This is a genomic window from Pseudoalteromonas sp. SR41-1 (genome assembly GCF_014164015.1).
Lineage (GTDB): Bacteria > Pseudomonadota > Gammaproteobacteria > Enterobacterales > Alteromonadaceae > Pseudoalteromonas > Pseudoalteromonas distincta.
In genome coordinates, this window is sequence record NZ_JACJEK010000010.1 from 127,210 (window position 1) to 152,580 (window position 25,371).

Annotated in this window: 19 protein-coding genes and 5 tRNA genes; 18 read left to right on the plus strand and 6 right to left on the minus strand. The window is 38.4% G+C overall.

Features of this window, described 5'->3' with window-relative positions:
- Positions 1 to 292: 292 nt before the first annotated feature.
- A complete protein-coding gene (locus H5118_RS10790) occupies positions 293 to 883 on the minus strand; it encodes a LuxR C-terminal-related transcriptional regulator (RefSeq protein ID WP_182748794.1) in 591 nt (196 codons plus the stop codon).
- A gap of 408 nt (positions 884 to 1,291) precedes the next feature.
- Here H5118_RS10790 and H5118_RS10795 point away from each other — a divergent pair, with 408 nt between their 5' ends.
- The 10 genes from H5118_RS10795 to purF all read left to right on the plus strand — a co-directional run bounded on the left by H5118_RS10795 (position 1,292) and on the right by purF (position 16,417).
- The gene (locus H5118_RS10795; RefSeq protein ID WP_182748795.1) at positions 1,292 to 3,514 is read left to right on the plus strand and encodes a TonB-dependent receptor; all 2,223 of its coding nucleotides are present in this window, start codon (positions 1,292 to 1,294) and stop codon (positions 3,512 to 3,514) included.
- A gap of 265 nt (positions 3,515 to 3,779) precedes the next feature.
- Positions 3,780 to 4,901, plus strand: coding sequence for a 4-phosphoerythronate dehydrogenase (locus H5118_RS10800; protein ID WP_182748796.1), 1,122 nt, complete (start codon positions 3,780 to 3,782; stop codon positions 4,899 to 4,901).
- A 48-nt stretch (positions 4,902 to 4,949) separates the two neighbouring features.
- Complete coding sequence (locus tag H5118_RS10805) at positions 4,950 to 5,966, plus strand: aspartate-semialdehyde dehydrogenase (protein WP_024594855.1); 1,017 nt, start codon at positions 4,950 to 4,952, stop codon at positions 5,964 to 5,966.
- A 354-nt stretch (positions 5,967 to 6,320) separates the two neighbouring features.
- Positions 6,321 to 10,136: a FimV/HubP family polar landmark protein gene (locus H5118_RS10810; RefSeq protein WP_182748797.1), complete on the plus strand. Its 3,816-nt coding sequence runs from the start codon at positions 6,321 to 6,323 to the stop codon at positions 10,134 to 10,136.
- 278 nt (positions 10,137 to 10,414) lie between these two features.
- Positions 10,415 to 11,209 carry a tRNA pseudouridine(38-40) synthase TruA gene (gene truA / locus H5118_RS10815; protein WP_165724236.1) on the plus strand — a complete coding sequence of 265 codons (795 nt, stop codon included), beginning with the start codon at positions 10,415 to 10,417 and terminating at the stop codon, positions 11,207 to 11,209.
- Positions 11,210 to 11,364: 155 nt separating this feature from the next.
- The gene (gene accD, locus H5118_RS10820) at positions 11,365 to 12,240 is read left to right on the plus strand and encodes an acetyl-CoA carboxylase, carboxyltransferase subunit beta (RefSeq protein ID WP_007376856.1); all 876 of its coding nucleotides are present in this window, start codon (positions 11,365 to 11,367) and stop codon (positions 12,238 to 12,240) included.
- Positions 12,241 to 12,265: 25 nt separating this feature from the next.
- On the plus strand, positions 12,266 to 13,531 hold the full coding sequence (gene folC / locus H5118_RS10825) for a bifunctional tetrahydrofolate synthase/dihydrofolate synthase (RefSeq protein ID WP_002958358.1): 1,266 nt from the start codon (positions 12,266 to 12,268) through the stop codon (positions 13,529 to 13,531).
- Positions 13,532 to 13,542: 11 nt separating this feature from the next.
- Positions 13,543 to 14,184, plus strand: a complete 642-nt coding sequence (locus H5118_RS10830) for an SPOR domain-containing protein (protein WP_002958357.1) — start codon at positions 13,543 to 13,545, stop codon at positions 14,182 to 14,184.
- A gap of 193 nt (positions 14,185 to 14,377) precedes the next feature.
- Positions 14,378 to 14,872 (plus strand): CvpA family protein, encoded by a 495-nt coding sequence (locus tag H5118_RS10835; protein ID WP_182672060.1) that lies wholly within the window; start codon positions 14,378 to 14,380, stop codon positions 14,870 to 14,872.
- Positions 14,873 to 14,890: 18 nt separating this feature from the next.
- Complete coding sequence (gene purF, locus H5118_RS10840; protein WP_024596369.1) at positions 14,891 to 16,417, plus strand: amidophosphoribosyltransferase; 1,527 nt, start codon at positions 14,891 to 14,893, stop codon at positions 16,415 to 16,417.
- A 114-nt stretch (positions 16,418 to 16,531) separates the two neighbouring features.
- Here the strand turns inward: purF and H5118_RS10845 are convergent, their stop codons facing one another.
- The gene (locus H5118_RS10845; RefSeq protein ID WP_024596370.1) at positions 16,532 to 17,131 is read right to left on the minus strand and encodes a Yip1 family protein; all 600 of its coding nucleotides are present in this window, start codon (positions 17,129 to 17,131) and stop codon (positions 16,532 to 16,534) included.
- Between the two features lie 206 nt (positions 17,132 to 17,337).
- On the opposite strand from H5118_RS10845, the gene miaE reads away from it, so the two are divergent.
- The gene (gene miaE, locus H5118_RS10850) at positions 17,338 to 18,105 is read left to right on the plus strand and encodes a tRNA isopentenyl-2-thiomethyl-A-37 hydroxylase MiaE (protein ID WP_182696375.1); all 768 of its coding nucleotides are present in this window, start codon (positions 17,338 to 17,340) and stop codon (positions 18,103 to 18,105) included.
- Here miaE and H5118_RS10855 read toward each other — a convergent pair.
- The 3 genes from H5118_RS10855 to H5118_RS10865 all read right to left on the minus strand — a co-directional run bounded on the left by H5118_RS10855 (position 18,102) and on the right by H5118_RS10865 (position 20,259).
- Positions 18,102 to 18,887 carry a transporter substrate-binding domain-containing protein gene (locus H5118_RS10855; protein WP_182748798.1) on the minus strand — a complete coding sequence of 262 codons (786 nt, stop codon included), beginning with the start codon at positions 18,885 to 18,887 and terminating at the stop codon, positions 18,102 to 18,104. The two genes, miaE and H5118_RS10855, sit on opposite strands and share 4 nt — an antisense overlap.
- 54 nt (positions 18,888 to 18,941) lie before the next feature.
- Positions 18,942 to 19,679, minus strand: coding sequence for a UDP-2,3-diacylglucosamine diphosphatase (locus H5118_RS10860; RefSeq protein WP_002958351.1), 738 nt, complete (start codon positions 19,677 to 19,679; stop codon positions 18,942 to 18,944).
- A gap of 88 nt (positions 19,680 to 19,767) precedes the next feature.
- Positions 19,768 to 20,259 carry a peptidylprolyl isomerase gene (locus H5118_RS10865; RefSeq protein WP_002958350.1) on the minus strand — a complete coding sequence of 164 codons (492 nt, stop codon included), beginning with the start codon at positions 20,257 to 20,259 and terminating at the stop codon, positions 19,768 to 19,770.
- A gap of 155 nt (positions 20,260 to 20,414) precedes the next feature.
- Between H5118_RS10865 and cysS the strand changes: the two genes are divergently transcribed.
- Positions 20,415 to 21,794, plus strand: coding sequence for a cysteine--tRNA ligase (gene cysS / locus H5118_RS10870; protein ID WP_024596371.1), 1,380 nt, complete (start codon positions 20,415 to 20,417; stop codon positions 21,792 to 21,794).
- Between the two features lie 72 nt (positions 21,795 to 21,866).
- Here the strand turns inward: cysS and folD are convergent, their stop codons facing one another.
- A complete protein-coding gene (gene folD / locus H5118_RS10875; protein WP_182748799.1) occupies positions 21,867 to 22,721 on the minus strand; it encodes a bifunctional methylenetetrahydrofolate dehydrogenase/methenyltetrahydrofolate cyclohydrolase FolD in 855 nt (284 codons plus the stop codon).
- Positions 22,722 to 23,074: 353 nt separating this feature from the next.
- Here folD and H5118_RS10880 point away from each other — a divergent pair.
- From H5118_RS10880 to tig, 6 genes are all read left to right on the plus strand, one after another.
- Positions 23,075 to 23,151: transfer RNA gene (locus H5118_RS10880), tRNA-Pro, on the plus strand.
- Between the two features lie 57 nt (positions 23,152 to 23,208).
- Positions 23,209 to 23,285, plus strand: a tRNA-Arg gene (locus H5118_RS10885).
- A 23-nt stretch (positions 23,286 to 23,308) separates the two neighbouring features.
- Positions 23,309 to 23,384, plus strand: a tRNA-His gene (locus H5118_RS10890).
- Positions 23,385 to 23,398: 14 nt separating this feature from the next.
- Positions 23,399 to 23,475 (plus strand) — tRNA-Pro (locus H5118_RS10895).
- 70 nt (positions 23,476 to 23,545) lie between these two features.
- A tRNA-Pro gene (locus H5118_RS10900) sits at positions 23,546 to 23,622 on the plus strand.
- A gap of 378 nt (positions 23,623 to 24,000) precedes the next feature.
- A complete protein-coding gene (gene tig / locus H5118_RS10905; RefSeq protein ID WP_182748801.1) occupies positions 24,001 to 25,305 on the plus strand; it encodes a trigger factor in 1,305 nt (434 codons plus the stop codon).
- The last annotated feature ends 66 nt before the right edge of the window (positions 25,306 to 25,371 follow it).

Below are 25,371 nucleotides of genomic sequence, written 5' to 3' on the forward strand. Positions count from 1 at the left end.
TGATTTCAATAGGATTATAGAAGTGATAGTGTTTTTTATCTAATAAATTTAGGAAGTTAATAAAAATAAATTTAGTAACTGCTTTTTAATTTTGTAACATATATATTTTATGTATGTATTAAAAGCAGAATAGTATGATTTTATTAGAATAAACTTTAAATCTAGTTAATAAGGCTTTTTAAAATGGCGGGAATATTATAACTAAATTTTCTTTTTACGTTCTTTGGTTAAGGAGTTAGAACGAATGTTGCTGGTAATTACAATAGCTATTATCAAGTTTGCTTAATCGGTTTTAACTATTGATCTTATTTAAGTTTTTTTGACACCAAAGCAATGCTTGTTGCTTGTTTTTTACAGCGATTTTTTGATACACCTTGTGTAAATGTACACGAACTGTAGCTTCACTGATAAATAAAGTGTCTGCAATTGCGCTTGAATGTAAGCCAGAAAATAATAAGTTTAATACTTTCATTTCTTTGCAGGTTAAGTTATTTGATTGCAGCGTAGTTTGTTGTTCACTCGCTAGCATTTGTCTCATCCAACCATCAGTTACCGCACGTGGAAACCAAAGTTTTCCTTGTTCTATTGCTTGTAATCCTTGCTGCAGTAGTACTTCGTCAGTGCCTTCATAAAACAAACCTTTCAAATTAGGCCACTCTTTTAATGCCAAAACATCACCGTCTTGGGGCACGTCAAAAATAACGAGTCCTTGGTGACCGTTTTTTAGCATAAACTGATTTATAAGTTCATGGTTTGTAATAACATTTAAAGCTAGATAATTGACAAGTAGGACGTTGAAGTCAGCTGCGACACAAAAAAGTGATGTGTAATTTGGGCTGGTGAAGCATGTGGGGCTTTTATTGGCTGTATTTTCAATATTCATAATATTCTATCCATAGACTACATTTTAGCACTATATTCTTATTTTTAGTTAATTTCAATGATACCTGAATGTGTTTTAGCTCTTTTTTTATACACGAAAGTACATGTATAAGTATGTTTTATGCGCTCTTTAAAGTAGTATTTATGAGATTTTTTGTTTTAAAACAGTTCATTAGTGGGGCAAATATTAGAGGGGTTTATTTATGATAATTCATCTAAAGCTAACAATGCTTAAATTACTGTCATTTTCTATGAATTTATTTAAATAATTTATACATTTATTCACAATAATGTCATATAATACCTGTCCAGAGGAAAGATGCTATTTAGCGTCTTTTTTTATGCCTAAAATTTATATTATCAATATAAAAGCATAACAAAAATCACACGGTATCCTTTGGAGAATATTTTGAAACTACGCACACTCTCACAGTTAAGCCTAGCAATTGTCGCTGCACTATCTACTTCAGTAAATGCTGAAGAAGCTAAAACAACCGCAAAACAAGACGCGTTTGAAAAAATCGAAGTCACAGCTCGTAAACGTACAGAGAGCTTATTTGAATCTCCAACCGCTATCACATCAATTGGGGCGAACCTAATTGATAAAGCCAATATGAGTAATCTTGAAGATATTGGTAAATATGTTCCAAACTTAAACATCACCCGTTACGGTGTTGGTAATGCAGCACATGCGTCTGTGTTCATTCGTGGTATTGGTCTGCAAGATCACATAATAACTACTGATCCAGGTGTAGGCGTATACTTAGATGGCGTTTATTTAGGTCGTCAAATGGGTTCTAATTTATCATTACCTAATGTTGAGCGTGTTGAAGTGCTTCGTGGTCCACAAGGTACTTTATATGGTCGTAATACATTAGGTGGCGCTGTAAATGTAATTACAAAGCAACCTGGTGATGAAGGTATTGTAACTACTTCAGCTAAGCTGGGAAGTCGTGGACGTATTGCTGGTGATGTTTATTTTAATAACTCACTAAACGATGAACTAAGCATGTCTGCGAGTGCATCTTACAAAACACGTGATGGTGTTGGTGAAGCTGTTAATTTAGCAAATCCAGAGAAAGAAATTGGTGAGGAAGAGGAATTCAGTGGTCGTGTAGCCCTTAAATGGCAAGCGAACAGCGATTTAGCATTCACTTTTGCTTTAGATGGAGTTGATAACGAGTCAGGTCAATCGCCTTACACAATTGAATTAACTGACCCGCTAGATGCAAACGATGTGTTTAATGGCGACTTCCCATTATTGACTCAAGATTTAATTCCATCAGACCCTGATGATTTAGGTACAACCGTTGCAGGTATTGAATCAACTTCTTACTCAGGTTGGGGCACATCGTTCTCGGCTGATTGGGCAATTAACGATACTTATACTACTAAGTTTATCTCAAGCTACCGTACATCTGAGTATGAAGGTGGCCTAGATGACGATGCATCACCTTTAAACTTATCTGAGTTTCCAGAAGAGGGCGGAGCTGATCAGTACTCGTTTGAAATTCAACTAAATGCAACATTTGATAATATGGACTTTGTGTCAGGCCTTTACTTTTTTAATGAAGATGGCTTTACACGTTCAGGCCCATTTGTATTCAGCCCATTTAATACACCCAATGGCTTATTGAATGACGGAGTAACAGAATCATTTGGTGGTTACGGCGATTTTGAAATTAACCAAGAAACTAATTCTTACGCAGCCTACTTTAATGCAAGCTACGATTTAACTGACGATTTAACGGTAGGTGGTGGTCTTCGTTATTCAAAAGATGAAAAAGATGCAAATGCTATATTCCCATCATTTCCTACTCGTAAGTATGTAAGTGCAGATTTTGATGCAGTTACGTGGGATGTAAATGCATCTTATCAGCTTAGCAATAATATGAATGTGTATGGCCAGATTCAAAAAGGCTACCAAACAGGTGGTTTTCCACCGCGCCCATTTGGTGGACCAGACCAGTTTGTATCATTTGACGAAACGAAAGCGGTTAACTACGAAATGGGTCTAAAAGGCCAAGTACACGAAAATGTATCTATGATGCTTGCGGTATTTGTGACTGATTACACTGATTTAGCATTACCATTTTCAGACCCAACAGCAGGTGGCGGTTTTGTAACAATTGTAGAAAATGCGGGCCAGTCTAAAGCACAAGGTATTGAGCTTGAAACAACTGTCGCTATTACTGATGACTTTACTATTCGCAGTGCAGTTGGTTATTTAGATTCTGAAATCACAGAAGTGGCTGAGGGTGTACAAGGTATAGGTAAAGGCGATTCACCTGCACTTACACCACGCTGGACTGTTATGGTTGCACCTTCTTACTTTATGGATTTAGAGAGCGGCGCAACACTTGCATTTAATGCTAACTATTCGTACCGAAGCGAAATGCAAGGGCAATCAGTTTATAACCAAAGTGAGACCATTGATTCTCGTGAAGTAGTTGGTTTTAATATTTCCTACACTAATTCATATGGCGATATGGAAATTACACTGTATGGTGAAAACGTTCTAAACGAAGTTTACGATGTTGGTCGTCTACAACAATCAGGTTTTGTTGGCGTAATGCGTAGTAATGATCGAAGTGAATTTGGTTTGAAATTCAAAAAAGATTTTGAGCTATAAACTAAAATCAAGTAAATAAAATATAATGTAATTGAAGTTTATTTTGCATAATAAAGGCCGAATCATGCTGTGATTCGGCCTTTGTGTATTCAATAGTAAGGTTATTATTTGCATCGTTTAAATTCCTAATTTTAATTGCTGATTTAAAACAATCCACATCTCCATTTTTGAGTGTTTGTATTAACTATAATGCACCTTTTTAGTTTGTGTAAAGGTTAGGTTGTTCGCTACAATGGCGCCTCTTAATTGCCAAACGGACTCTGTAATGAAAATTCTTGCCGATCAAAATATGCCTTTAGTTGAGCAGTACTTTGCAGACTTTGGTGAGGTTGAGCGTTTTGATGGTCGTAAATTAACGCCTGAACAATTAATAGATGTAGATGTTCTTCTTACTCGTTCGGTGACAAATGTTAATCATGAACTTTTGGTACAAGCTAACAAGTTGAGCTTTGTAGGTACTGCCACAATCGGCATTGACCATATTGATACGCAATTACTACATGACAGAAATATTGCTTTTACAAGTGCACCTGGTTGTAATGCGGTTGCTGTAGCTGAATATGTAATTAGTAGCTTATTTGCATTAAGCCAAGAAAATGCGCGTCCATTGTGTGGTCAAACAATTGGTATTGTAGGGATGGGCAACATTGGTACATGCTTGGCGCAAAAATTAAAAGCATTCAACGTAGTTGTACTGCTGTGCGATCCGATTAAGCACGAACAAGGCTTACTACAAGAACATGTAGCGCTTGACGAGTTATTAGCGCAGTCAGATGTTGTTACTTTTCACGTTCCCCTTGTTAAAAGTGGCGAGCATAAAACACTGCACATGATGGGTAAAGAGCGTTTAAAATCACTTAAGCCAGGAACCACGCTAATTAATGCAAGCCGTGGCGATGTAATTGATAACCAAGCATTGCTTGAGGTAATGGAAGCTGGGGCTGATTTAGATTTAGTACTTGATGTATGGGAGAAAGAACCCAATATTTTAACTGAATTACTAGAGCATGTTCGTTACGCTAGTGTGCACATTGCAGGGCATACACTTGAGGGGAAAGCTCGTGGTACACAAATGTTGTATCAAAAACTGTGTCAGCTCAAAGGTGTTGAGGCGATTAAATCGTTGGATGATTTTTTACCAACACCAGCCGTTACAAATGCAACTGTTACGCAAAGCCTTAATGAGCAAGATATTGCTCGTTTAGTGCATTTAATTTATGACGTTCGCCGCGATGACGGAATTTTACTTCGTCGCCTAGAGAGCGACGGCTTCGATAGTTTACGTAAAAACTATCCTATAAGGCGAGAATTTAGCACCTTATTTCTACAAGGTGATAGCCCACAACTAGCAGCACTTAGCCAGCTTGGCTTTAGTATAGCTGAATAATTATTTAACTAACGATGTTGTTTTAATGTCGTTTATAGAGGAAGAAATATGTCGCAAAAATATAACGTTGCCGTACTTGGCGCTACTGGTTTAGTAGGCCGTCAAATCATTGAAACGCTAGCAGATCGTAAGTTTCCTGTTGATCAGCTTTTTTTACTTGCTAGCAGCCGCAGCGCAGGTGAAGATATAAAGTTTCGTGGTGAGACCATTGAAGTACTTGACGTTGAAGGCTTTGACTTTAGCCAAGCGCATATAGGTTTGTTTTCTGCTGGTGGCAGTGTATCTGAAAAATATGCTCCTATTGCTGCTGAAGCCGGCTGTATTGTAATCGATAATACATCGCACTTTAGAAATGATTTTGAAATACCACTCGTGGTGCCAGAAGTTAATGCTTCAAGCCTAGCTGATTTTAGAAATCGTAATATTATTGCTAACCCTAACTGTTCAACTATTCAGATGATGTTAGCACTTAAACCAATTTATGATGCTTACGGAATAGACCGTATTAATGTATCTACTTACCAAGCTGTATCGGGTGCAGGTAAAGACGCGGTTGATGAACTTGCAAAGCAAACAGCTAATTTGATGAATGCACGCCCTATGGATAATAAAGTATTTCCAAAGCAAATTGCATTTAACGTTATTCCTCAAATTGATAGCTTTGAAGATAATGGCTATACGCGCGAAGAAATGAAAATGGTAAACGAAACTCATAAAATTTTGGGTGATACCACTATTGCAGTGAACCCAACGTGTGTACGTGTTCCCGTATTTTTTGGGCACTCAGAATCAATTAATATTGAAACGCGCATGCCTTATGACTTTGAACACGTTAAACAACTTTTAAAAGACGCGCCTGGTGTCGAGCTAATTGATGATGAAGGTGACTACCCAACAGCAGTGTCTGACGCTAGTGGTAACGATACTGTGTATATAGGTCGATTACGTGCTGATATTTCTCATCCTCATGGATTAAACATGTGGGTTGTAAGTGACAACACTCGTAAAGGTGCTGCAACTAATAGCATTCAAATTGCAGAAGAGCTTATTGCCAATTACATGTAATAGTTAATCGCGCTAAACATGCTTTTGAAGCGGTAAACAGTAGTTGTTTGCCGCTTTTTGTTTATATGGCTTGTCAAATTTTTGCCGTTTAATTTTAAAAATACAAAAACTGATTGATAACACTCAATAAATTAATATTTATAAAGATGTTTTAAGGCATTTATTTTCAAGGTGTTGCGATGGATATTACGCTCTAACTGGTTTATAGTTTGTAATTGGAATAGAGCTTGCAATAAAAATAGATTGTAATAATAAATGCGAGTCAGTCATTTGGCTGATAATAGCAATAATAAACAATATTTATGCACTTAAGTTTTAGGTGTTTTATTAATATTTAAATATTAAAGGATCAGCATGCGCGGTTTAGCTACACTTATTATATTAGCGTCTGCATTGATAGTAACGCCAGTTTACTCTCAGGACAGTACCCAATTAAAGGGGCCTAAAGGCGTTGACTATGGTGCGCAAGGGCGATCAATTGGGCCAATTAAACCAACTGATACGCTTTGGCGTATAGCAGCTAAAGTGCGCCCAGACAATTCTGTCAGTATTTATCAAGTTATGCAGGCTTTGTATAACAAAAATCCCGATTCATTTTTAGAACAAAATCTTAACCACATTCAAAATGGTGCCTATTTAAAAATCCCTACCTTAGCCGAAATAAAAGCTGTAAATACGCAGCTCGCAAAGCAACGCTCTGAGCAAGATGATGCATTATGGGAAAAGAAAAAAAATGGCACGCTTACACAAAGCGAAATTAACTCAGCGCAAACAAAAGTAACTCAAGCGCGTAAAATTGATGTAGACGATGCTAAAAAAGAGATACAGAAAGAATTAAATGAAATAAAAACAGAGCAAGGTACTAAGCTTGTTGAGTTACAACAACAGTTTAAAAGCTCAGTTAGTAATGTAGAAGAGATTTTAGTTGAAAATAATAATCTTAAAAAACAGTTATCAGGAATATCTAAAGAGCTCGAAAACTTACGTTTGCAATTAGGACAAGACAGCGAAATTCAAAATCAGTTAAAAGAACTCATCGTTAAACAAAACGAGATTATTGCCCAACAAAAAAAACAAGAAGTAATACCAAAAGAGTCATTTGATTTTGGCTCATTATTTTCAAACCCCATAGTACTGGGCTTGTTAATGTTTATTCCTGGGTTACTGATTATTTTTGCAATCGTTATGTTTTTACGCAAACGAGCAAGTAATCAAGAAGAGCCGCAAAACGATGATGACTTTTTACCACAAACCCCAACTTATACTGGCGATGATGATTTAGGCACAAGCTTAAATGACGATCCAATTGTACCTGACCCTTTAGATGACTTGAGTGTTCAATTAGATGATAGTCTCGAAAGTGATATGTTGCCTAATGATGATTTAGACGACGGCTTAGATGATTTTTCTGGCGACGAAAATTTACTTGATCAGGATGAGCTCGAAAGCTTGCTAAGCGATGACATTGTTTTTGATGATGAAAATACCGATGACGATGATGAGCTCGATATTTTTATGCAGCAAGGGTTTGATCAACCTTCAGATGAAAACGCTGAAGATATAGATTTAGACTTATCTGATGACTCAATTAACAATGATGAAATCCTAACTAATGACGATTTAGATAGCTTGTTTGATGAAGACGATAGTCTACCTGAGTTTGATGCACCGCAAACAAGCGAAGCTTTAGAGGATGACAGCTTAGAATCTCATGATGAAATGGCGGCTTTAAGTGAAGAGCTTGCAGATGAAGATAATTTTGATATAGATGAATTATTAGATCAAACATCAACAGAATTAGATACCTCAAATAACACTTCAGCTGAACTTGATACAAGCGACGATTTTGATTTAGACGATATAGATAGCTTAATTGATGAGGCGAATGACCCAAAAAGTGATGTGGTAGATGACTCACTTGATGCAAAGTTACTCGACGAAGATGAACTTCTAGAAGAAAGCGACGACTTTGATTTAGACGACATAGATAGCTTAATTGATGAGGCTGCAGTCGATACTGCAGATGACTCATTAGTTGAGGAAAGCGAAGACTTTGATTTAGACGACATAGATAGCTTAATTGATGAAGCAGCAGTTGATACTGCAGATGACTCATTAGTTGAGGAAAGTGACGACTTTGATTTAGACGACATAGATAGCTTAATTGATGAAGCAGCAGTTGATACTGCAAATGATTCATTAGTTGAGGAAAGTGACGACTTTGATTTAGACGACATAGATAGCTTAATTGATGAGGCAGCAGTTGATACTGCAAATGATTCATTAGTTGAGGAAAGTGACGACTTTGATTTAGACGACATAGATAGCTTAATTGATGAGACTGCGGTTGATACTGCAAATGATTCATTAGTTGAACAAAGCGATGACTTTGATTTAGACGACATAGATAACCTAATTGATGATGAAGTAAAAAATTCAGATGTAAGAGATTCAGAAATTGATAATGCATTGGCAGACTCAGTTGAGGATTTAGCAGATGCTCAAGAAGAATTAAATGTTGATGATATTGAGTCGCTTGCTTCATCATTAAATGAAGAGCCCGAGCTTATAGAAGAACCTGAGCTTGAAGAAGAGCCCGAGCTTGACGATGAGCCTGAACTTGCAGAAGAACCTGAGCTTAAAGAAGAACCTGAACTTATAGATGTAACGGTTGATGATTTTTCAGATACATCAGAGTCGCTTCTTGATCCTGAAGATGCGCTTGAAGAATATACAGATGATACTTTAAAGAGCGTTGATGAGCTTTTAAATGAGCTACAACAAGCGACGGATGATGACTATATAGAAACACCAGATTGGTCTTTAGATGAGCTTGAAGACGATCTTGAAGAAATAGAAGTAGATCTTGGTGACGATCCGTTAGCGGGCGACGATGACTCAGATCTTACAAAAATTGAAGAGCAGCTTGATAGCGATCTTATAACGCCAAGTGAAGAGTTAGATGAATATCCTGAACTTGAATTAGACGATGATCATTCATTATTGGAGAATGAACCTTCGTTTGAGCCGCAAGAACCTAAAGAAAATGCACCGAGTGAAGAAAATGCAGTAGCACTTAGTCAAACAGAGAAAGATCTCGCAAATGCGCTTTCTGAAAATGCTAACTTAGATAGCTTAGAAGATGATTTTGATGATGAACTATTAATTGATAATGACTTCTCTGAATCAGAAGCTAAGGTTGAAGACGAGTCGTTTGATGATGATTTACTGCAAGAAATTAATGACGGAATTGATTCTGTTGAACCAGTTAGTATAGAAGAGGATACCAAACCTCTTAACCTTGATGAAGTTCAAGAAACACTAGAAAGTGAGTTGCCATTTACCCCCGAAGAATTACAAGGTGATGATTTAGACGGTGAGGCGCAGGGAGTCGCTTCCAGCCAAGCTGAGCAGGACTTATCAAATGCGCTTTCTGAAAATAATGATTTAGATAGTTTAGAAGACGATTTTGATGATGAAATTTTAATTGAAGACGATTTTTCTGACTTAGATGTTGAGTTTGACGAAGATATTTTAGAGCAAGCGCTAACTGATGAGTTATCAGACGAGCAGCAAGAGCAAACAAATGCAGAGCGCGAAGCACAGTTAACAAACTCAGATGAAGCAGGTAGCACTAATATTAGCTCTGACGATGAACTTGATGAAGAGTTTATGTCAAATTTGACGCAAACTGATTTTGATTCATTACTTAGTGAGTTAGCGGAGCCTGAAGAATTAAGTGCTGAGGATAGCAGTGAATTTGATGTCGACTTTGACAGCTTGCTAAAAGAAGACTTAGAGGAAGATGACTCATTAACTACAAAAGAGCCACTTGTTGAAAGTAGTGATATTGAGCAACTTGATAATGATGAATTTGTAGATATAGATTCATTATTAGAAGAAAGTGAAGAGGCTGAACTTGAGCACGAACCTTACACCGACGTTAATATGGATGTCGGTTTGAGTGAGTTTGATGCATTACTTGCTGGTGATAACCCAACCGATGTTGATGCTGAAAGTGGTGGTTATTCAGCTAAACTAGATTTAGCGCGTGCTTATATTGAAATTGATGATTTTGATTCTGCGCTCAAGGTCATTGAGGATGTCATCAACAAAGGCCCAGAAGAAGTTCAAGAAGAGGCACTTAGTTTAAAAGCGAAACTAAAATAACAAATTGTTAAAAAAACCCTTAATTGGTTATTCTAATTAAGGGTTTTTTTATGGATGTTAGTTTAATTATAACAAGGAAAAGCAACGCATTAACGAAGTGAATTTTATAGTATGTAATTGTTATAAAAGAATAATTTACATCGTAATTATTAAGTTATTTGATTCATTGAAATGATCATGTTTTTAATAAAAAGGGTATTACCGCACACCTCCTTTTATTGCGTCGAGAGATAGCATAAAATGCCGTGTTCATTAGCACAGTAGGTAAAGCAGTAATTATGCGAGTAGCACTTGGAGTTGAATACAACGGCGTACGCTATAGTGGGTGGCAACGTCAATCACATGTAAATAGCGTACAACAAGAAGTAGAAAAGGCATTGTCGCGTATTTGTAATCACCCAGTTGAAGTAGTATGTGCGGGGCGAACTGATGCGGGTGTGCACGGTACAGGTCAAATAATACATTTTGAAACTGAAGCTTCGCGTGACATGGTCGCATTTACAATGGGTATGAATACCTTATTGCCTAAAGATATTGCTATTCGCTTTGCACAACCAGTTGCTGTCGATTTTCATGCTCGTTTTAGTGCAACCGCTCGCCGATACCGCTATATTATTTATAACTCTCCTTTTCGAGGAGCAGTGTTAAACGAAGGGGTTACGCATTTTCATCACCCATTAGATGAAGTTAAAATGCAGGAAGCCTGTCAGTATTTGATCGGGACACACGATTTTACATCTTTTCGAGCGATCCATTGTCAAGCAAATACACCGACTCGCACTATTCATCATTTATCGGTACAGCGCCAAGGGTGTTACGTTATTATTGATATTAAGGCGAATGCGTTCTTGCATCACATGGTACGTAATATAACGGGGAGCTTGATGGATATTGGCATACATAAGCAACAGCCCATTTGGTTGAAAGAATTACTTGATTGTAAAGAGCGTGCTAAAGCAAGTGCTACAGCTAAAGCTGCAGGTTTATACTTGGTTGATGTCGATTATCCTGAAGAGTTTAATATTCCTAAAATGCCTTTAGGTCCATTGTTTTTACCTGACGCTGAAATTTAGTTATGGTTGCCGTTAGTGTTATTTATGAACACTTTTAACTACTAAGACCAGTTTTTTATACCGCGTTAGTGTAATTCATGTTTTAATTGAAAAAATTTGTCTGCTAATTGCTATTGGCAGGCTCGCGACACAGAACAGCATTAAGAGAGTTGCAAATGAGTTGGCTAGAAAAAATCTTACCTAAAACGACAAAATCATCAGGTCGTAAAGAAATCCCAGAAGGTGTTTGGGCTAAGTGCACATCGTGTGATTCAATTTTATATAAAGCTGAATTAGAAAAGTCATTAAACGTATGTCCTAAGTGTGACCACCACATGCGTGTTAGTGGCCGTAAGCGCCTGGAGCACTTTTTAGATGAAGGTGACCGTCAAGAGCTTGGCACACAACATGAGCCTAAAGACATTCTTAAGTTTAAAGATTCTAAAAAATACTCTGATCGTATCAGTGCAGCCCAAAAAGCAAGTGGTGAAAAAGATGCACTTGTAGCTATGAAAGGCCGATTAAAAGGCATTCCAGTTGCAGCAGTAGCATTTGAGTTCTCATTTATGGGTGGCTCAATGGCTTCTGTTGTTGGCGCTCGCTTTGTTGATGCTGTTGATCAATGTTTAGAGCATAACATGCCGCTTATTTGTTTTTCTGCATCAGGCGGTGCACGCATGCAAGAAGCGCTTATGTCGCTTATGCAAATGGCTAAAACAAGTGCTGCACTTGCAAAAATGACTGAAAAAGGTCTTCCGTTTATTTCAGTCATGACTGACCCAACTATGGGTGGTGTATCTGCATCGCTTGCTATGCTGGGCGATATTAACGTTGCAGAACCTAAAGCGTTAATTGGTTTTGCAGGTCCTCGTGTTATTGAGCAAACAGTTCGCGAAACATTACCTGAAGGCTTTCAGCGTAGTGAATTTTTGCTTGAACACGGTGCAATTGACATGATTATTGACCGCCGTGAAATGCGCGATACCCTTGCACGCATTTTAGCTAAATTTATGAACTTGCCTTCTACGGAACAAGAGCATAGAGTAGCGTAAATTTCAGCTTTACTGATTACACGCTATGACAAAAAAAATTCCTAGCCAATCATCAAGCCTTGATGATTGGCTTTTTTATTTAGAAAGTGTTCACCCAGCTAACATTGCTATGGGCTTAGAACGAGTTGCTAATGTTGCTAACAATATTGGCCTGTTAAACACTCCAAGTAAAATTATTCTTATTGCCGGTACAAACGGTAAGGGCACCACAGCACGGTGCTTAGAGTCGCTATTGCTAGCGCAAGGTTTCAGTGTGGGTACTTACGCATCTCCACATTTAATTCGTTATAACGAGCGTGTACGAGTTAATGGGGAAGAATTGGCAGACCAATTTCATATAGATGCTTTTCACCAGCTTGAGCAAGGCCGTAAAGACACTGCTCTGACTTATTTTGAATATGGTACTTTGGGGGCGTTGGCAATTTTTAAACGCTGTAACGTCGATTATGTATTACTAGAGGTTGGTTTAGGTGGACGCTTTGACGCCACAAATATAGTCACTCCCTTTGCAAGCGTGATCACCACTATAGACTTAGACCATAAAGAGTACTTAGGTGATACCCGTGAGTTAGTGGCTTATGATAAAGCCGGTATTTTTCGTGAAAATACGCCCGCTATTATAGGGGATTTAAATATTCCTCACACAATGACTGATTACGGCAAAGAAATTAATGCCAACATGACGCTGTCGGGCAGTGACTTTATTTTTAAAGAAAATGCTGAGAGCTTTAATTGGCAATATAAAGAACATAATCTTGAAATAGATAAGCCTGCAATACCGTGTCAAAATGCAGCTACCGCATTAACCACGCTCAGTGTTTTAAACTTATTACCAAGTGAATCAATTATACGAAGTTGTTTAGCTAATTTAGTTGTCGAAGGGCGCTTTCAACAGTTAAGTGTTGAGCCTTTAGTCTTTACCGACGTAGCACACAACCCTGAGTCGGCGCGTTATTTAGCCAATAAGTTATCAAGCTATAAAGATAAAGGCTTTAAAATTCATGCATTAGCCGCTATGCTTGCTGATAAAGATAAAGCGGGTGTATTTAAAGAAGTAAGTCACTTGGTCGATGAGTGGTCATTAGCGAGCTTAAGTGGCCCGCGAGGCGACACTGCAAGTAATTTACAAAATGCACTGCACGAATTGTCTCATCATAATACTATTAATAGCTATGATAGTGTGGCACAAGCACTGAATGTAATTTTACCAGAACAACAAAGTGATACTATGTTGATTATATTTGGTTCATTTTTTACAGTTGCTGGCGCTATTAATTACTTTAAAAAATAGAGAGGATGTCGGTGAACTCAAGTTTTATTAATCGCTTAGTCGGAACAAGTATAGTGGTGATCGCAGCAATTGTGTTTATCCCTAATATACTCGATGGCGAAAAAGTGCATTATAAAGAAGGCTTTAAAGCGATCCCAGACCGCCCTGAGTTCAAAACAATCGATCTTCAAGAGTCAATTGATGAAAATATGGCTAATGCTGAGCCACTAAAGCAAGATGAAATTGAAGACATTCAAGCTGACGATGAAGCTTTTGAGCAGCAAAGCGCGATGGATGAGAGTGATTACGCTGTGGAAGATAAAGTTGTTGAAGCAACTATAGAACCCAAAGCTACACCAATTACAAAAGCGCCTGTTCAAGCTAAGCCAGAGCCAATTGCACCACGTAAAAGTGATGAAAACCTAACGAGTATGGCCTATGTTATTCAATTAGGTAGTTTTTCACATGTTGCAAACGTTAAAGCATTACAGGCTAAATTAAAGGCTGAAGGGTTTAAAACATTTACTAAACCGATTAAAACCCCAAATGGGACATTAACCAAAGTATTTGTTGGTCCTTCGCTTGATAAAAGTGAATTACAAAAGCAGCTCCCCCAGCTCAAAGAGCTTACTAAATTAAATGGTAAAGTTACGCAGTACGAAGTAACAAAATAATTTAAAAAAGGCTTGTATAACAAGCCTTTTTTTATTTATTTATATTTTTTTATCATTATCTTTATCTCACAATACCTAGACTAGAATGTTAATTTTTTGTATTAACTACAACCCAGTAATCTCCCGTTTAAACTTGCATACTAACGATGTTTGGGTATAGAATGCGCCCCAAATTAGCGACTAATTGGTTCTTATGATCTGGGTTGATTACGCCATTATTGGCATCATTGTATTGTCTACCATCATCGGTTTAATACGCGGCTTTGTAAAAGAAGCAATGTCATTAGCGGTATGGGCTGGCGCCTTTATCATCTCTAGCTTATTTTACCAATATTTAGCTTCCTTCCTAACAACCATTTCTGAACCCCTTTTAAGAAATGCGGCGGCCATAGCCATATTATTCTTTGTGACGCTACTGTTAGGCGGTTTACTAAACTACATTTTAGGTGAACTTGTACATCGTACTGGTTTATCGGGTACCGACCGTGTCTTTGGCATAGTGTTTGGTGCTCTACGAGGCGTGTTGGTCGTGAGCGCGTTACTCTTCTTTCTTGATGCTTTTACTGGTGCACCCAATACGCACTGGTGGGGCAATTCTATTTTGATTCCAGAATTTGGCTTTGTTGTTGAATGGTTCTTTTCGTACCTAGAAAACAACTCGAGCTTTTTAAATTCAGTAAACCGTTAATCGGCGAGGATAAATTACATGTGTGGTATCGTTGGAATAGTCGGAACATCCCCTGTCAATCAGGCGATTTATGATGGCTTAACTGTTTTGCAGCACCGTGGTCAAGATGCCGCGGGTATCATTACCATTGAGAATAATACGTTCAGCTTACGCAAAGCAAATGGCTTAGTGAAAGATGCCTTTCACACTCGTCATATGAAACGACTACAAGGTACGATTGGTCTTGGCCATGTGCGCTATCCTACAGCAGGGTCTTCAAGCTCATCTGAAGCACAGCCTTTTTATGTTAACTCACCGTTTGGTATAGCGCTTGCCCATAATGGTAACCTTACTAATGCAGAAGCTTTAAAAGAGCAGTTATTCTCAGAAGCACGTCGTCATGTAAATACAACATCTGATTCAGAAATCTTACTCAACATCATGGCACATGAACTAAGTAAATCTGATAAGTTGCATTTAGACCCTGAAGATATATTTACTGCGGTAACCGAGGTCAATAATAAAGTAAGCGGTGGTTATGCAACAATTGCTATGATCATTGGTCACGGTATTGTTGCTTTTCGCGACCCTAATGGTATCCGCCCACTTGTATTTGGCAAACGTGAGACTGCAAAAGGCACTGAGTACATGTTCGCCTCAGAAAGCGTTGCGTTAAAACCGGATGGTTTTGAGTTTGTACGTGACGTTGCCCCTGGTGAAGCTATATATGTTACAGAAGAAGGTGAATTTCATTCACTTAGTTGTGCAGATAAAGCATCTTACTCGCCGTGTATTTTTGAATTTGTTTATTTTGCTCGACCTGATTCAACAATTGACCGTATGTCTGTGTACGCAACACGCGTAAACATGGGCACAAAACTAGGTGAAAAAATTGCACGCGAATGGGCTGATAAAGACATTGATGTAGTTATCCCAATCCCAGAAACTTCATGCGATGTAGCACTGGAAATTGCACGTGTACTTGATTTACCGTATCGCCAAGGTTTTGTTAAAAACCGTTATATCGGTCGTACATTTATCATGCCTGGCCAAGAGATGCGTAAAAAATCAGTGCGTCAAAAGCTAAACGCAATTGATCGCGAGTTTAAAGGTAAAAACGTATTATTGGTTGATGACTCAATTGTTCGTGGTACAACATCAGCACAAATTGTTGAAATGGCTCGAGAGTCTGGTGCTAAAAATGTTTACTTTGCATCCGCAGCGCCTGAAATACGCTTCCCTAATGTGTACGGTATTGATATGCCTTCAGCAGCTGAGCTTATTGCTCACGGACGTGAAGTTGAAGATATTAATGCAAGTATTGGTTCTGACGGTTTAATCTTTCAATCGTTAAAAGATTTAATAGCTGCGGTTAGCCAAGAAAATCCTGAAATTACTAAGTTTGAAACCTCAGTATTTGATGGGCAATATATTACAGGCGACATTGATCAAAACTATTTAAATCGTATTGATGAGCTACGTAACGATTCAGCAAAAAGCACCCGCGAAAGTGCGATGTCTTCAAGTTTAGAGATTCACAACCAAGACGAAAACGAAGCTGATTAATAATTAGTTAATAAAAAGTCGTTACATAAAAAAAGGAGCTAATTAGCTCCTTTTTTGCGAAGGAAAGAAAGGGAACATTTCTATCAAACACGACTCTTTTTTAGCTAAACTTTATTAAGTAAACATTGGACTAACAATCCCATTTGTCCAAAGCATAGCTGTTACAGCTAAAATAATAACTAATAATATTAATCCGCACGTTACAACCGAGCTGGCATAAATAAAACCACGCTCTTCTGGAATATGCATAAGTATTGGTACGCCGGTATAAAGTAAGTAGACCGAGTAAGCTAGTGCAATAATTCCAATACACACTACAAACCAAAGTACAGGCCAAAAGGCGGCAAGCGCCGACATAAACACAGGTGTTGCAGTATAAGCTGCAAGTTCAAGTGTTTGTGTAAATGTAGGCTTAGAGCCAAATGTAACGGCCATCCAATGAGCCAAATACGCCAATGCAAAAACACCAGCTATTAAAGCAAAATACATTGCAACTGCAATTAATAGCGCACTATCGTGCGTTAAAAATACAGGATCGCCTGCGCCTATACTCCATCCTAAATAAACAGATGAGTAATAACCCATTATTGAAGGAAACAAAGCAATCAGTAAAATATGCGACAAACTATAGGTTAGACTTTCATGGCGATTATCTATTGTTTGCCATTCTTCAAGTGGGTGAGCATAAATGCCCCAGAGGTGATTTAGTATCATAGTGCTTACTCCATAAAAGGAACGTATTACTGTTTTGGTTGGTTTATTTTTATACAGTCTACGTACAGTTATGGTTCACTTATTTTGCAAAGTCAAGTTAACTCACTATTAACATTTTTGCACAGGTTAGGGCTTTGATTTATCCCAAACAAAATTTCGTGTTAAAATAATGGCATATCAAATTTATTTAGTAATGAGCAGTCAACGTGCCACATAGCCAACTTTTAGAGCCGATCAATAACTTTTTAGTGTGTACAACCCCACAGCAGTGGGTGGAGCAGGCAATTAAAAAAGAGAACTTATCAGTAATCTTAATCGATCACTTAATTTGTGAGTTAAAAGCGGCTCAAAGTGCGATGTTTTTAATACGTAAATACGCTGTTGATAAAGAGGGCAGTGATGCCTTACTCGAGTGGCTAAAGCCATTTGAAACGCTTATTTATAAGCGTGAAGGAAATTGGCGTGATCTCGCCGCTAAAAATAAGCTAACTAAATCAATAATTCCTAAATCTAATTCGCCATATGGACAAGATTTAATTGATAAAATGGTATTGTTGATAAAAGAAGAGTTGCATCATTTTTACCAAGTGCTCGAAATTATGGACGAGTACGGTGTAGAGTACCAAAGCATTACACCATGTCGTTATGCAAAAGGCATGCTTCGTCATGTTAAAACGTTTGAGCCAAACGCCCTTGTTGATAAATTAATTGTAGGCGCTTACATTGAGGCGCGTTCATGTGAGCGTTTTGCAAAGCTTGCGCCGCATGTTGACAAACGTTTAGGTGATTTTTATATTTCGCTGCTGCGCTCTGAAGCCCGTCATTACCAAGATTATCTAACTTTAGCGCAAGAAATTGCTGATTTTGATATTACCGAACGAGTTAAAGAATTTGGCGAGATTGAAGCCGAATTAATTTCATCACAGGATGAAGATTTTAAGTTTCATAGTGGCCTGCCAATAGCAGAAAGCTAATTTTCTTTTAAAAAATTAATGTATTCAGCTGTTTTTTGATTGCTGAAATTGTGTTTCTTCATGATTTCAGCAATGCTTCCGTTTTCAATTATTATATCAATCCCTCTATTAAACTTTTGTAAGTACTCTTTTGCCCTGTAATTTGATTTAGAGACAACTAAATATAGTTTATGAGAAGCAATATCTGGCAATAAGTACTCAATTTTATTCTTATCTAAATCAACTTCGTTATTGTGCTCAAGCCAATACTTCCCTACTTCTTTAGTGCCTGCGACCAAATCAATACGTCCTTGTTGTAGCAGGTATAAACTTGTAGGAAGGCTTTTAGTGGATGTTATTGCCAGCTCAGTATTTCTTGTAAACTCTTGGCTTACAAAGGCATTGTCTTCTGTACCAATACTATAAGGTATTAATGATTTAACTGTACCATCGAAGTTAATAGCACTCTCTTTGCGTTTAAAAATTCCTGAATGAGCAACTGCAAGTGGGCGAGAGTAGTAAAAAACTTCATTTCTTTTTAATGAATAAAAAGCGCCTAAAATAGCTGTTTTTCTCTTTTTTTCTAATAGCTTTAGGGCGCGGTCCCATGTCGTAAACTCGGCTTCGCTATTAATGCCTTGAGTTTTAAGGGCTGATTGAGTGATTTCATATAACCAACCGTTATCAGGAAGGTTTTCGCTAAAATAGGGAGGGTAGTTTTCAGTAACAATTTGCCATGTTTGCTCGCTAAATACTTTGGTAGGAATGGCAATTACTACGATGAAAATTAACAGCTTAATCATTAAACCTCTCACTATTATTCAAATATATAGTTAAATAATAGTCAGGATTTTAAATTATGCGAAAGGCGTGCTAATTAATTCTTGTGATTGAGGGGTAACGACTAAATAAGAGCCTTGGGTATACCAGTCACCTAGCACTGTACGAGTAAGCGTTTGTTCATTAACTTTATAGGTATGAACATTAGGACGGTGAGTATGACCATGAATCATATTAGTAACGTTATGTTTGGCAAAGGTGGCAAGCACGGCTTCATCTACAACGTCTAAAATTTCGATAGGTTTATCAGCTTGGCTCAACTTACTTTTTTCACGGGCATTACGCGCTATTTTTTTACGATACCAAAGTGGCATTGCAAGCATTAATTTTGGCCACCACCAACCACGGCTTTTTTTACGAAATTTTTGATACTCAGTATCTTGAGTACACATTTCGTCGCCATGTAAAATAACGGTAGGCGTACCATATAAATCAATGACTGTTTGTTCATCGAGTAAAGTCATTGCGGCCATGTCTGCATATTGCTTGCGCATGATGAAATCACGGTTGCCATGTATAAAATAAACAGGTGTCCCACCATCATTAACGGCGCTTAAATGCTTTGCTACATCGGCACTCAGCGCTGTAATGTAGTCATCTCCAACCCATACTTCAAAAAAATCACCCAAAATATAAAGTGCATCTACATCTTTATTTAGTATATGCGTATTTAAAAAGTCAAAAAATGCAGCGCTAATGTCGGGGCGGTTTTCGCTTAGGTGTAAATCTGCAATAAAGTAAGTTTGGCGAGTCATAGGTCAGTCTTTTCGATATAAATAAAGCGGGCGTATACACATTGGTAAATGCCCGCTGATACTCCACATTACGTGGGTAAACTTACTATTAGCTAACAGTAACGCTTTCGATGATCACATCTTCAAGAGGCACGTCTTGGTGAAAACCAGTACTACCTGTTGCTACGCCTTTTATTTTATTTACTACGTCCATGCCTTCTACTACTTCAGCAAAAACACAGTAACCCCAGCCTTGCGATGTTTCGCTACTGTGGTTTAAAAAGTCGTTGTTATTCACGTTAATGAAAAACTGCGCTGTAGCTGAATGAGGATCAGGTGTACGTGCCATTGCTAAAGTACCTATCTTGTTAGATAGGCCATTATTAGCTTCATTTTTAATTGGGTCGTTAACTTCTTTTTGTTCCATACCTGGTACAAAACCACCGCCTTGAACCATAAAACCATCGATTACACGATGAAAGATAGTGCCGTTGAAAAAATCAGCATTTGCATACTCTAAAAAGTTTTTAACAGTGTTTGGAGCTTCTTGCTCAAACATTTTAATGGTGATGTCACCAAAATTGGTGTGTAGAACAACCATGTGTTTTCCTATATCTGGTTTAAATATTGGCGCTATTTTATCGTAGTTGGCTAAGATTAACAAAGTAGATGTTTGGTTTGTTATAAAGCGCTAGAGCAGGGGCTTTTCAAGTGGTAACATAACTGTTCAAGTAAATAGTCAAGGACTCAAAGTAAATGGTAAATATATACAACACACTCACGCGACAAAAAGAGCAATTTAAACCTATGGTCGAAGGCAAAATCGACATGTATGTGTGTGGTATCACCATTTATGATTACTGCCATATTGGACACGCTCGTACTTTTGTTGGTTTTGACGTTATTGTGCGCTACTTACGTCATATTGGTTACGATTTAAAATATGTACGTAACATTACAGATATCGACGATAAAATAATTAAACGTGCAAATGAAAATGGTGAGTCAATAAACGACTTAACTGTGCGCATGACTAAAGCGATGCATGAAGATTTTGATAGCCTAAATATGCTACGCCCAGATGTTGAACCAACAGTTACAAGCCATATGGATGAAATTATCGTTATGGTTAAGCGCTTGATTGAAAAAGGCCATGCCTATGTTGCAGCTGATGGCGATGTTTTGTTTGATGTATCAACGTTTGAGCAATATGGTGCGCTTTCTCAGCAAGATTTAACTATGTTGCAATCGGGCTCTCGCGTAGAAGTGGCTCAAGATAAAGACGATCCGCTTGATTTTGTGTTATGGAAAAAAGCCAAAGCAGGTGAGCCATCATGGTCATCACCGTGGGGTGAAGGGCGTCCTGGTTGGCATATTGAATGTTCGGCAATGAGCTCAAAACACTTAGGTGAGCATTTTGATATTCACGGTGGGGGGTCTGATTTACAGTTTCCACATCATGAAAACGAAATTGCCCAGTCGTGCTGTGCAAACAACGGCAAGTATGTAAATACATGGATACATACTGGCATGGTGCAAGTAAATAAAGAAAAAATGTCTAAGTCGTTAGATAACTTTTTTACTGTGCGTGAAGTTTTAAAAGCATACGATGCCGAATCTGTTCGTTACTTTTTAATTTCAGGGCATTACCGCAGCCAATTAAATTACTCACAAGAAAATTTAGACCAAGCGCGTTCATCACTTGAACGCATTTATACAGCGCTTCGTGATGTCGTACCGGTAGAGTGCGACTTAGAAGGCAATGAGTTTGTTGCTAAGTTTAGAAAAGCAATGAATGACGACTTTAATACACCAGAAGCACTACCTGTGTTGTTCGAACTTGCTAAAGAATTAAACCGCGTAAAAGAAAGTGACGCAGGTCAAGCTGGCAAGTTAGCGTTTATACTGCGTAGCCTCGGTGAAGTGTTAGGTGTTGCTCAACAAGCACCGGAAGCTTTTTTACAAGGTGGGCAAGATGACGACGAAGTTGCGACAATTGAAGCATTAATTGTAAAACGGAACGAAGCACGTGCTAGTAAGGACTGGGCTGCTGCTGATGAAGCACGTGATGCGCTTAATGCTTTAGGTGTAATACTTGAAGATTCAGCTGGTAAAACAACGTGGCGTAAAGCGTAAGCGTTTAAAGTAATTCAGGTCAAACTAAAAAAGGGTTGCCAAATGGCAACCCTTTTTTGATTTTTTAACAGCTTAGCTGTGATACTTTTCACACGCTTCAAGTGTGTTTTCAATTAAGCTTGCGACAGTCATCGGGCCAACGCCACCTGGTACAGGTGTAATAAAATGCGCTTTTTGTTCGGCCACACTGTATTGAACATCACCGACTAATTTACCCGTATCTAAGCGGTTAATGCCCACATCGATAACAATAGCGCCTTCTTTTATCCAATCTCCCGGTATAAATTCAGGTTTACCGACAGCCACAACTAATAAGTCAGCGCGGCGAACATGTGTTTCTAAGTCTTGAGTAAATTTATGGCACACAGTGGTAGTACAACCTGCTAATAAAAGCTCTAACGACATTGGACGACCAACAATATTTGACGCGCCAACGACAACTGCATGCATCCCTTTATAACGTACACCCGTTGAATCAAGTAATGTAATAATACCTTTAGGGGTACATGGGCGAAGGGCAGGCATACGCTGTGCTAATCGACCAATGTTATATGGATGAAATCCATCAACATCTTTATGTGGGGTAATACGTTCTAAAATCTTTTCAGCATTAAGACCTTTTGGCAGTGGTAACTGCACTAAAATTCCATCAACTTCGGCATCATTATTTAGCTCGTCAATTAAATCTAAAAGAGTTTGCTCTTGTGTGTCTGCTGGTAAATCAAATGATTTAGAGATAAAACCTACTTCTTCACAGGCTTTACGTTTTGAACCAACATAAACTTGGCTTGCTGGATCAAGTCCTACAAGTACTACTGCAAGTCCTGGTGCACGTAAACCATTTGCTACACGTTCACTTACGCGTTCTGCTACAGCGCTACGTACTTGTTTTGCGATTGCCTTACCATCAATGATGTTTGCCGTCATGGGTGACCTTTAATTGGGGTTAATTAACTAGATACCGATACTCTAAAAACGAATGCATAATAAAATAGGGGCAAAAATGCTAATAAAGAAAAATACGCTCTTTATTTAACTCGTTTTATAATGTGCTTACTATTTTCGCAGAAAAGCATAGCAGCGCCAAGTTGCTTTTAAGGTATATAACGTTTGAGCTGTTAAATAGTTTAAAATTCAGCCGACTATTGTAATATTTAACCATTGTGCACTAAAAATGAGCACTTGATTGGTTTTCTTAAAAAAACGTTTGACCTAACCCCGTCAAATCACTATTATGCACCCCGTTGTCAACGAGGTCACTCGCTAGCAATAATAAGTTTCGGCGATTAGCGCAGTTTGGTAGCGCACTTGGTTTGGGTCCAAGGGGTCGCAGGTTCAAATCCTGCATCGCCGACCATTTTTTTATAATTTTTTATAATCGAATAGCTTATTGGTAAACTATGAAGTTTTCGATGCGCCCATAGCTCAGCTGGATAGAGCAACGCCCTTCTAAGGCGTCGGTCGAAGGTTCGAATCCTTCTGGGTGCACCATTTGAAAACATGTAAATATAGCGGTGATTGTAGCTCAGTTGGTAGAGCCCCGGATTGTGATTCCGGTTGTCGTGGGTTCGAGCCCCATCAGTCACCCCATTTACAACGAATATCGGCGATTAGCGCAGTTTGGTAGCGCACTTGGTTTGGGTCCAAGGGGTCGCAGGTTCAAATCCTGCATCGCCGACCATTTTCTTAAAATGGTCTTAAACTCTCAGTTTAAGTGTTCAGTATGAAAAAAGAAGTTAACTCTTCAATGTCGGCGATTAGCGCAGTTTGGTAGCGCACTTGGTTTGGGTCCAAGGGGTCGCAGGTTCAAATCCTGCATCGCCGACCATTTTCTTATCCAATAAGAACAATAAGTAAACTCCTCTAAGTTATAAATCTAAATCTGTTAGCCTATAATTCTATTAAATAATTTCTATTTTATTCTATTTAGTCCGTAGTTAGCCTGTTTTTTATTCAGTTAGTCTTTATAGTCCCTTATCTAGTCCAAATAATTGCCCCCTATACTCGACTATCATAAATATTAGGTTATAATGCCGCGTCTATTGTTTAACATAGTGCCCGAAGGGCAAAGCAGCAATGGTGTCTCATGGTAGCGACGGATGCTTTTAAGTGTGAAAAACCGCTTAAACTTTATCAAGACTCATGCAGAACACTTTGTTTGTAAAGGAAGGCGAACAGTCGCCAAAATTGAATATTGAGGTAAATCATGCAAGTTTCTGTTGAGACGACCCAAGGCCTTGAGCGCCGTATAACTATCACCGTTCCTTCAGAGAACGTTGAGACCGAAGTAAAAAAACGCCTACAACAACTGTCAAAAACACAGCGTATAGATGGTTTCCGTGCTGGTAAAGTTCCAGTATCTGTAATTAACAAGCGTTTTGGCCCTGCAGTTCGTCAAGAAGTTGCTGGCGAAGTAATGCAACGTAATTACATCGAAGCAATCGTTTCTGAAAAAATCAACCCAGCTGGCGCGCCTACATTCGCTCCTAAATCACTTGAAGCAGGTAAAGATTTAGAATTCTCAGCAACGTTTGAAGTTTACCCTGAAGTTGAAGTTCAAGGTCTAGATAAAATTACTGTTGAAAAACCAGCAGTAACAGTAACTGACGAAGATTTAGCTAACATGCTAGAAACACTTCGTAAGCAACACGCAGCGTGGGCTGATGTTGATGCAGCTGCTGGCGAAAACGACCGTGTAACAGTTGATTTCGTAGGTACTATCGACGGTGAAGTATTTGAAGGCGGCAAAGCTGAAGACTTCCCATTAGAACTTGGCCAAGGTCGTATGATCCCAGGTTTTGAAGATAACATCGTAGGTAAAAAAGCAGGCGAAGAAGTAGTTGCTGATGTAACTTTCCCTGATGATTACCACGCTGAAAACTTAAAAGGTAAAGCGGCTCAATTCACTATCACAGTGAAAAAAGTTGAAGCGCAAGAATTACCAGAATTAAGCGAAGAGTTTGCAACTAAATTCGGTGTTACCGAAGGCGGCGTAGACGCGCTTAAAGAAGAAGTTAAAAAGAACATGACACGTGAGCTAGACCAAGCGGTTAAAGCAAGCGTTAAAGACCAAGCAATCAAAGGTCTTTTAGCTAACAACGAAATCGAAGTGCCTAAAGCACTTGTTGATCAAGAAGTTGATGCTCTACGTCAGCAAGCAGCTCAACGTTTTGGCGGCGACTCTCAAAACATGCCAGAGCTTCCAGCTGAATTGTTCCACGAGCAAGCTGTAACACGTGTAAAAACTGGCCTTTTATTAGGTGAAGTTATTAAAGCTAACGACATCAAAGTTGATGATGCTAAAGTTGAAGCATTAATCGCAACAGTAGCTTCTGCATACGAAGATCCAACTGAAGTAGTAGAATACTACAAAGGTAATGATCAACTTATGCAGCAAATGCGTAATGTAGCAATGGAAGAGCAAGCTGTTGAAGCTATTTTAGCTAAAGCAGTTGTTACTGATGTTGAAAAAGCATTTGATGACATCATGAATCCACAGCAAGGTGCTTAATAAGTCATTGACTTAAGCTCTCGCTAACGATTAAATGGCTCGTGTTACTCTGTTTATACAGCGTGC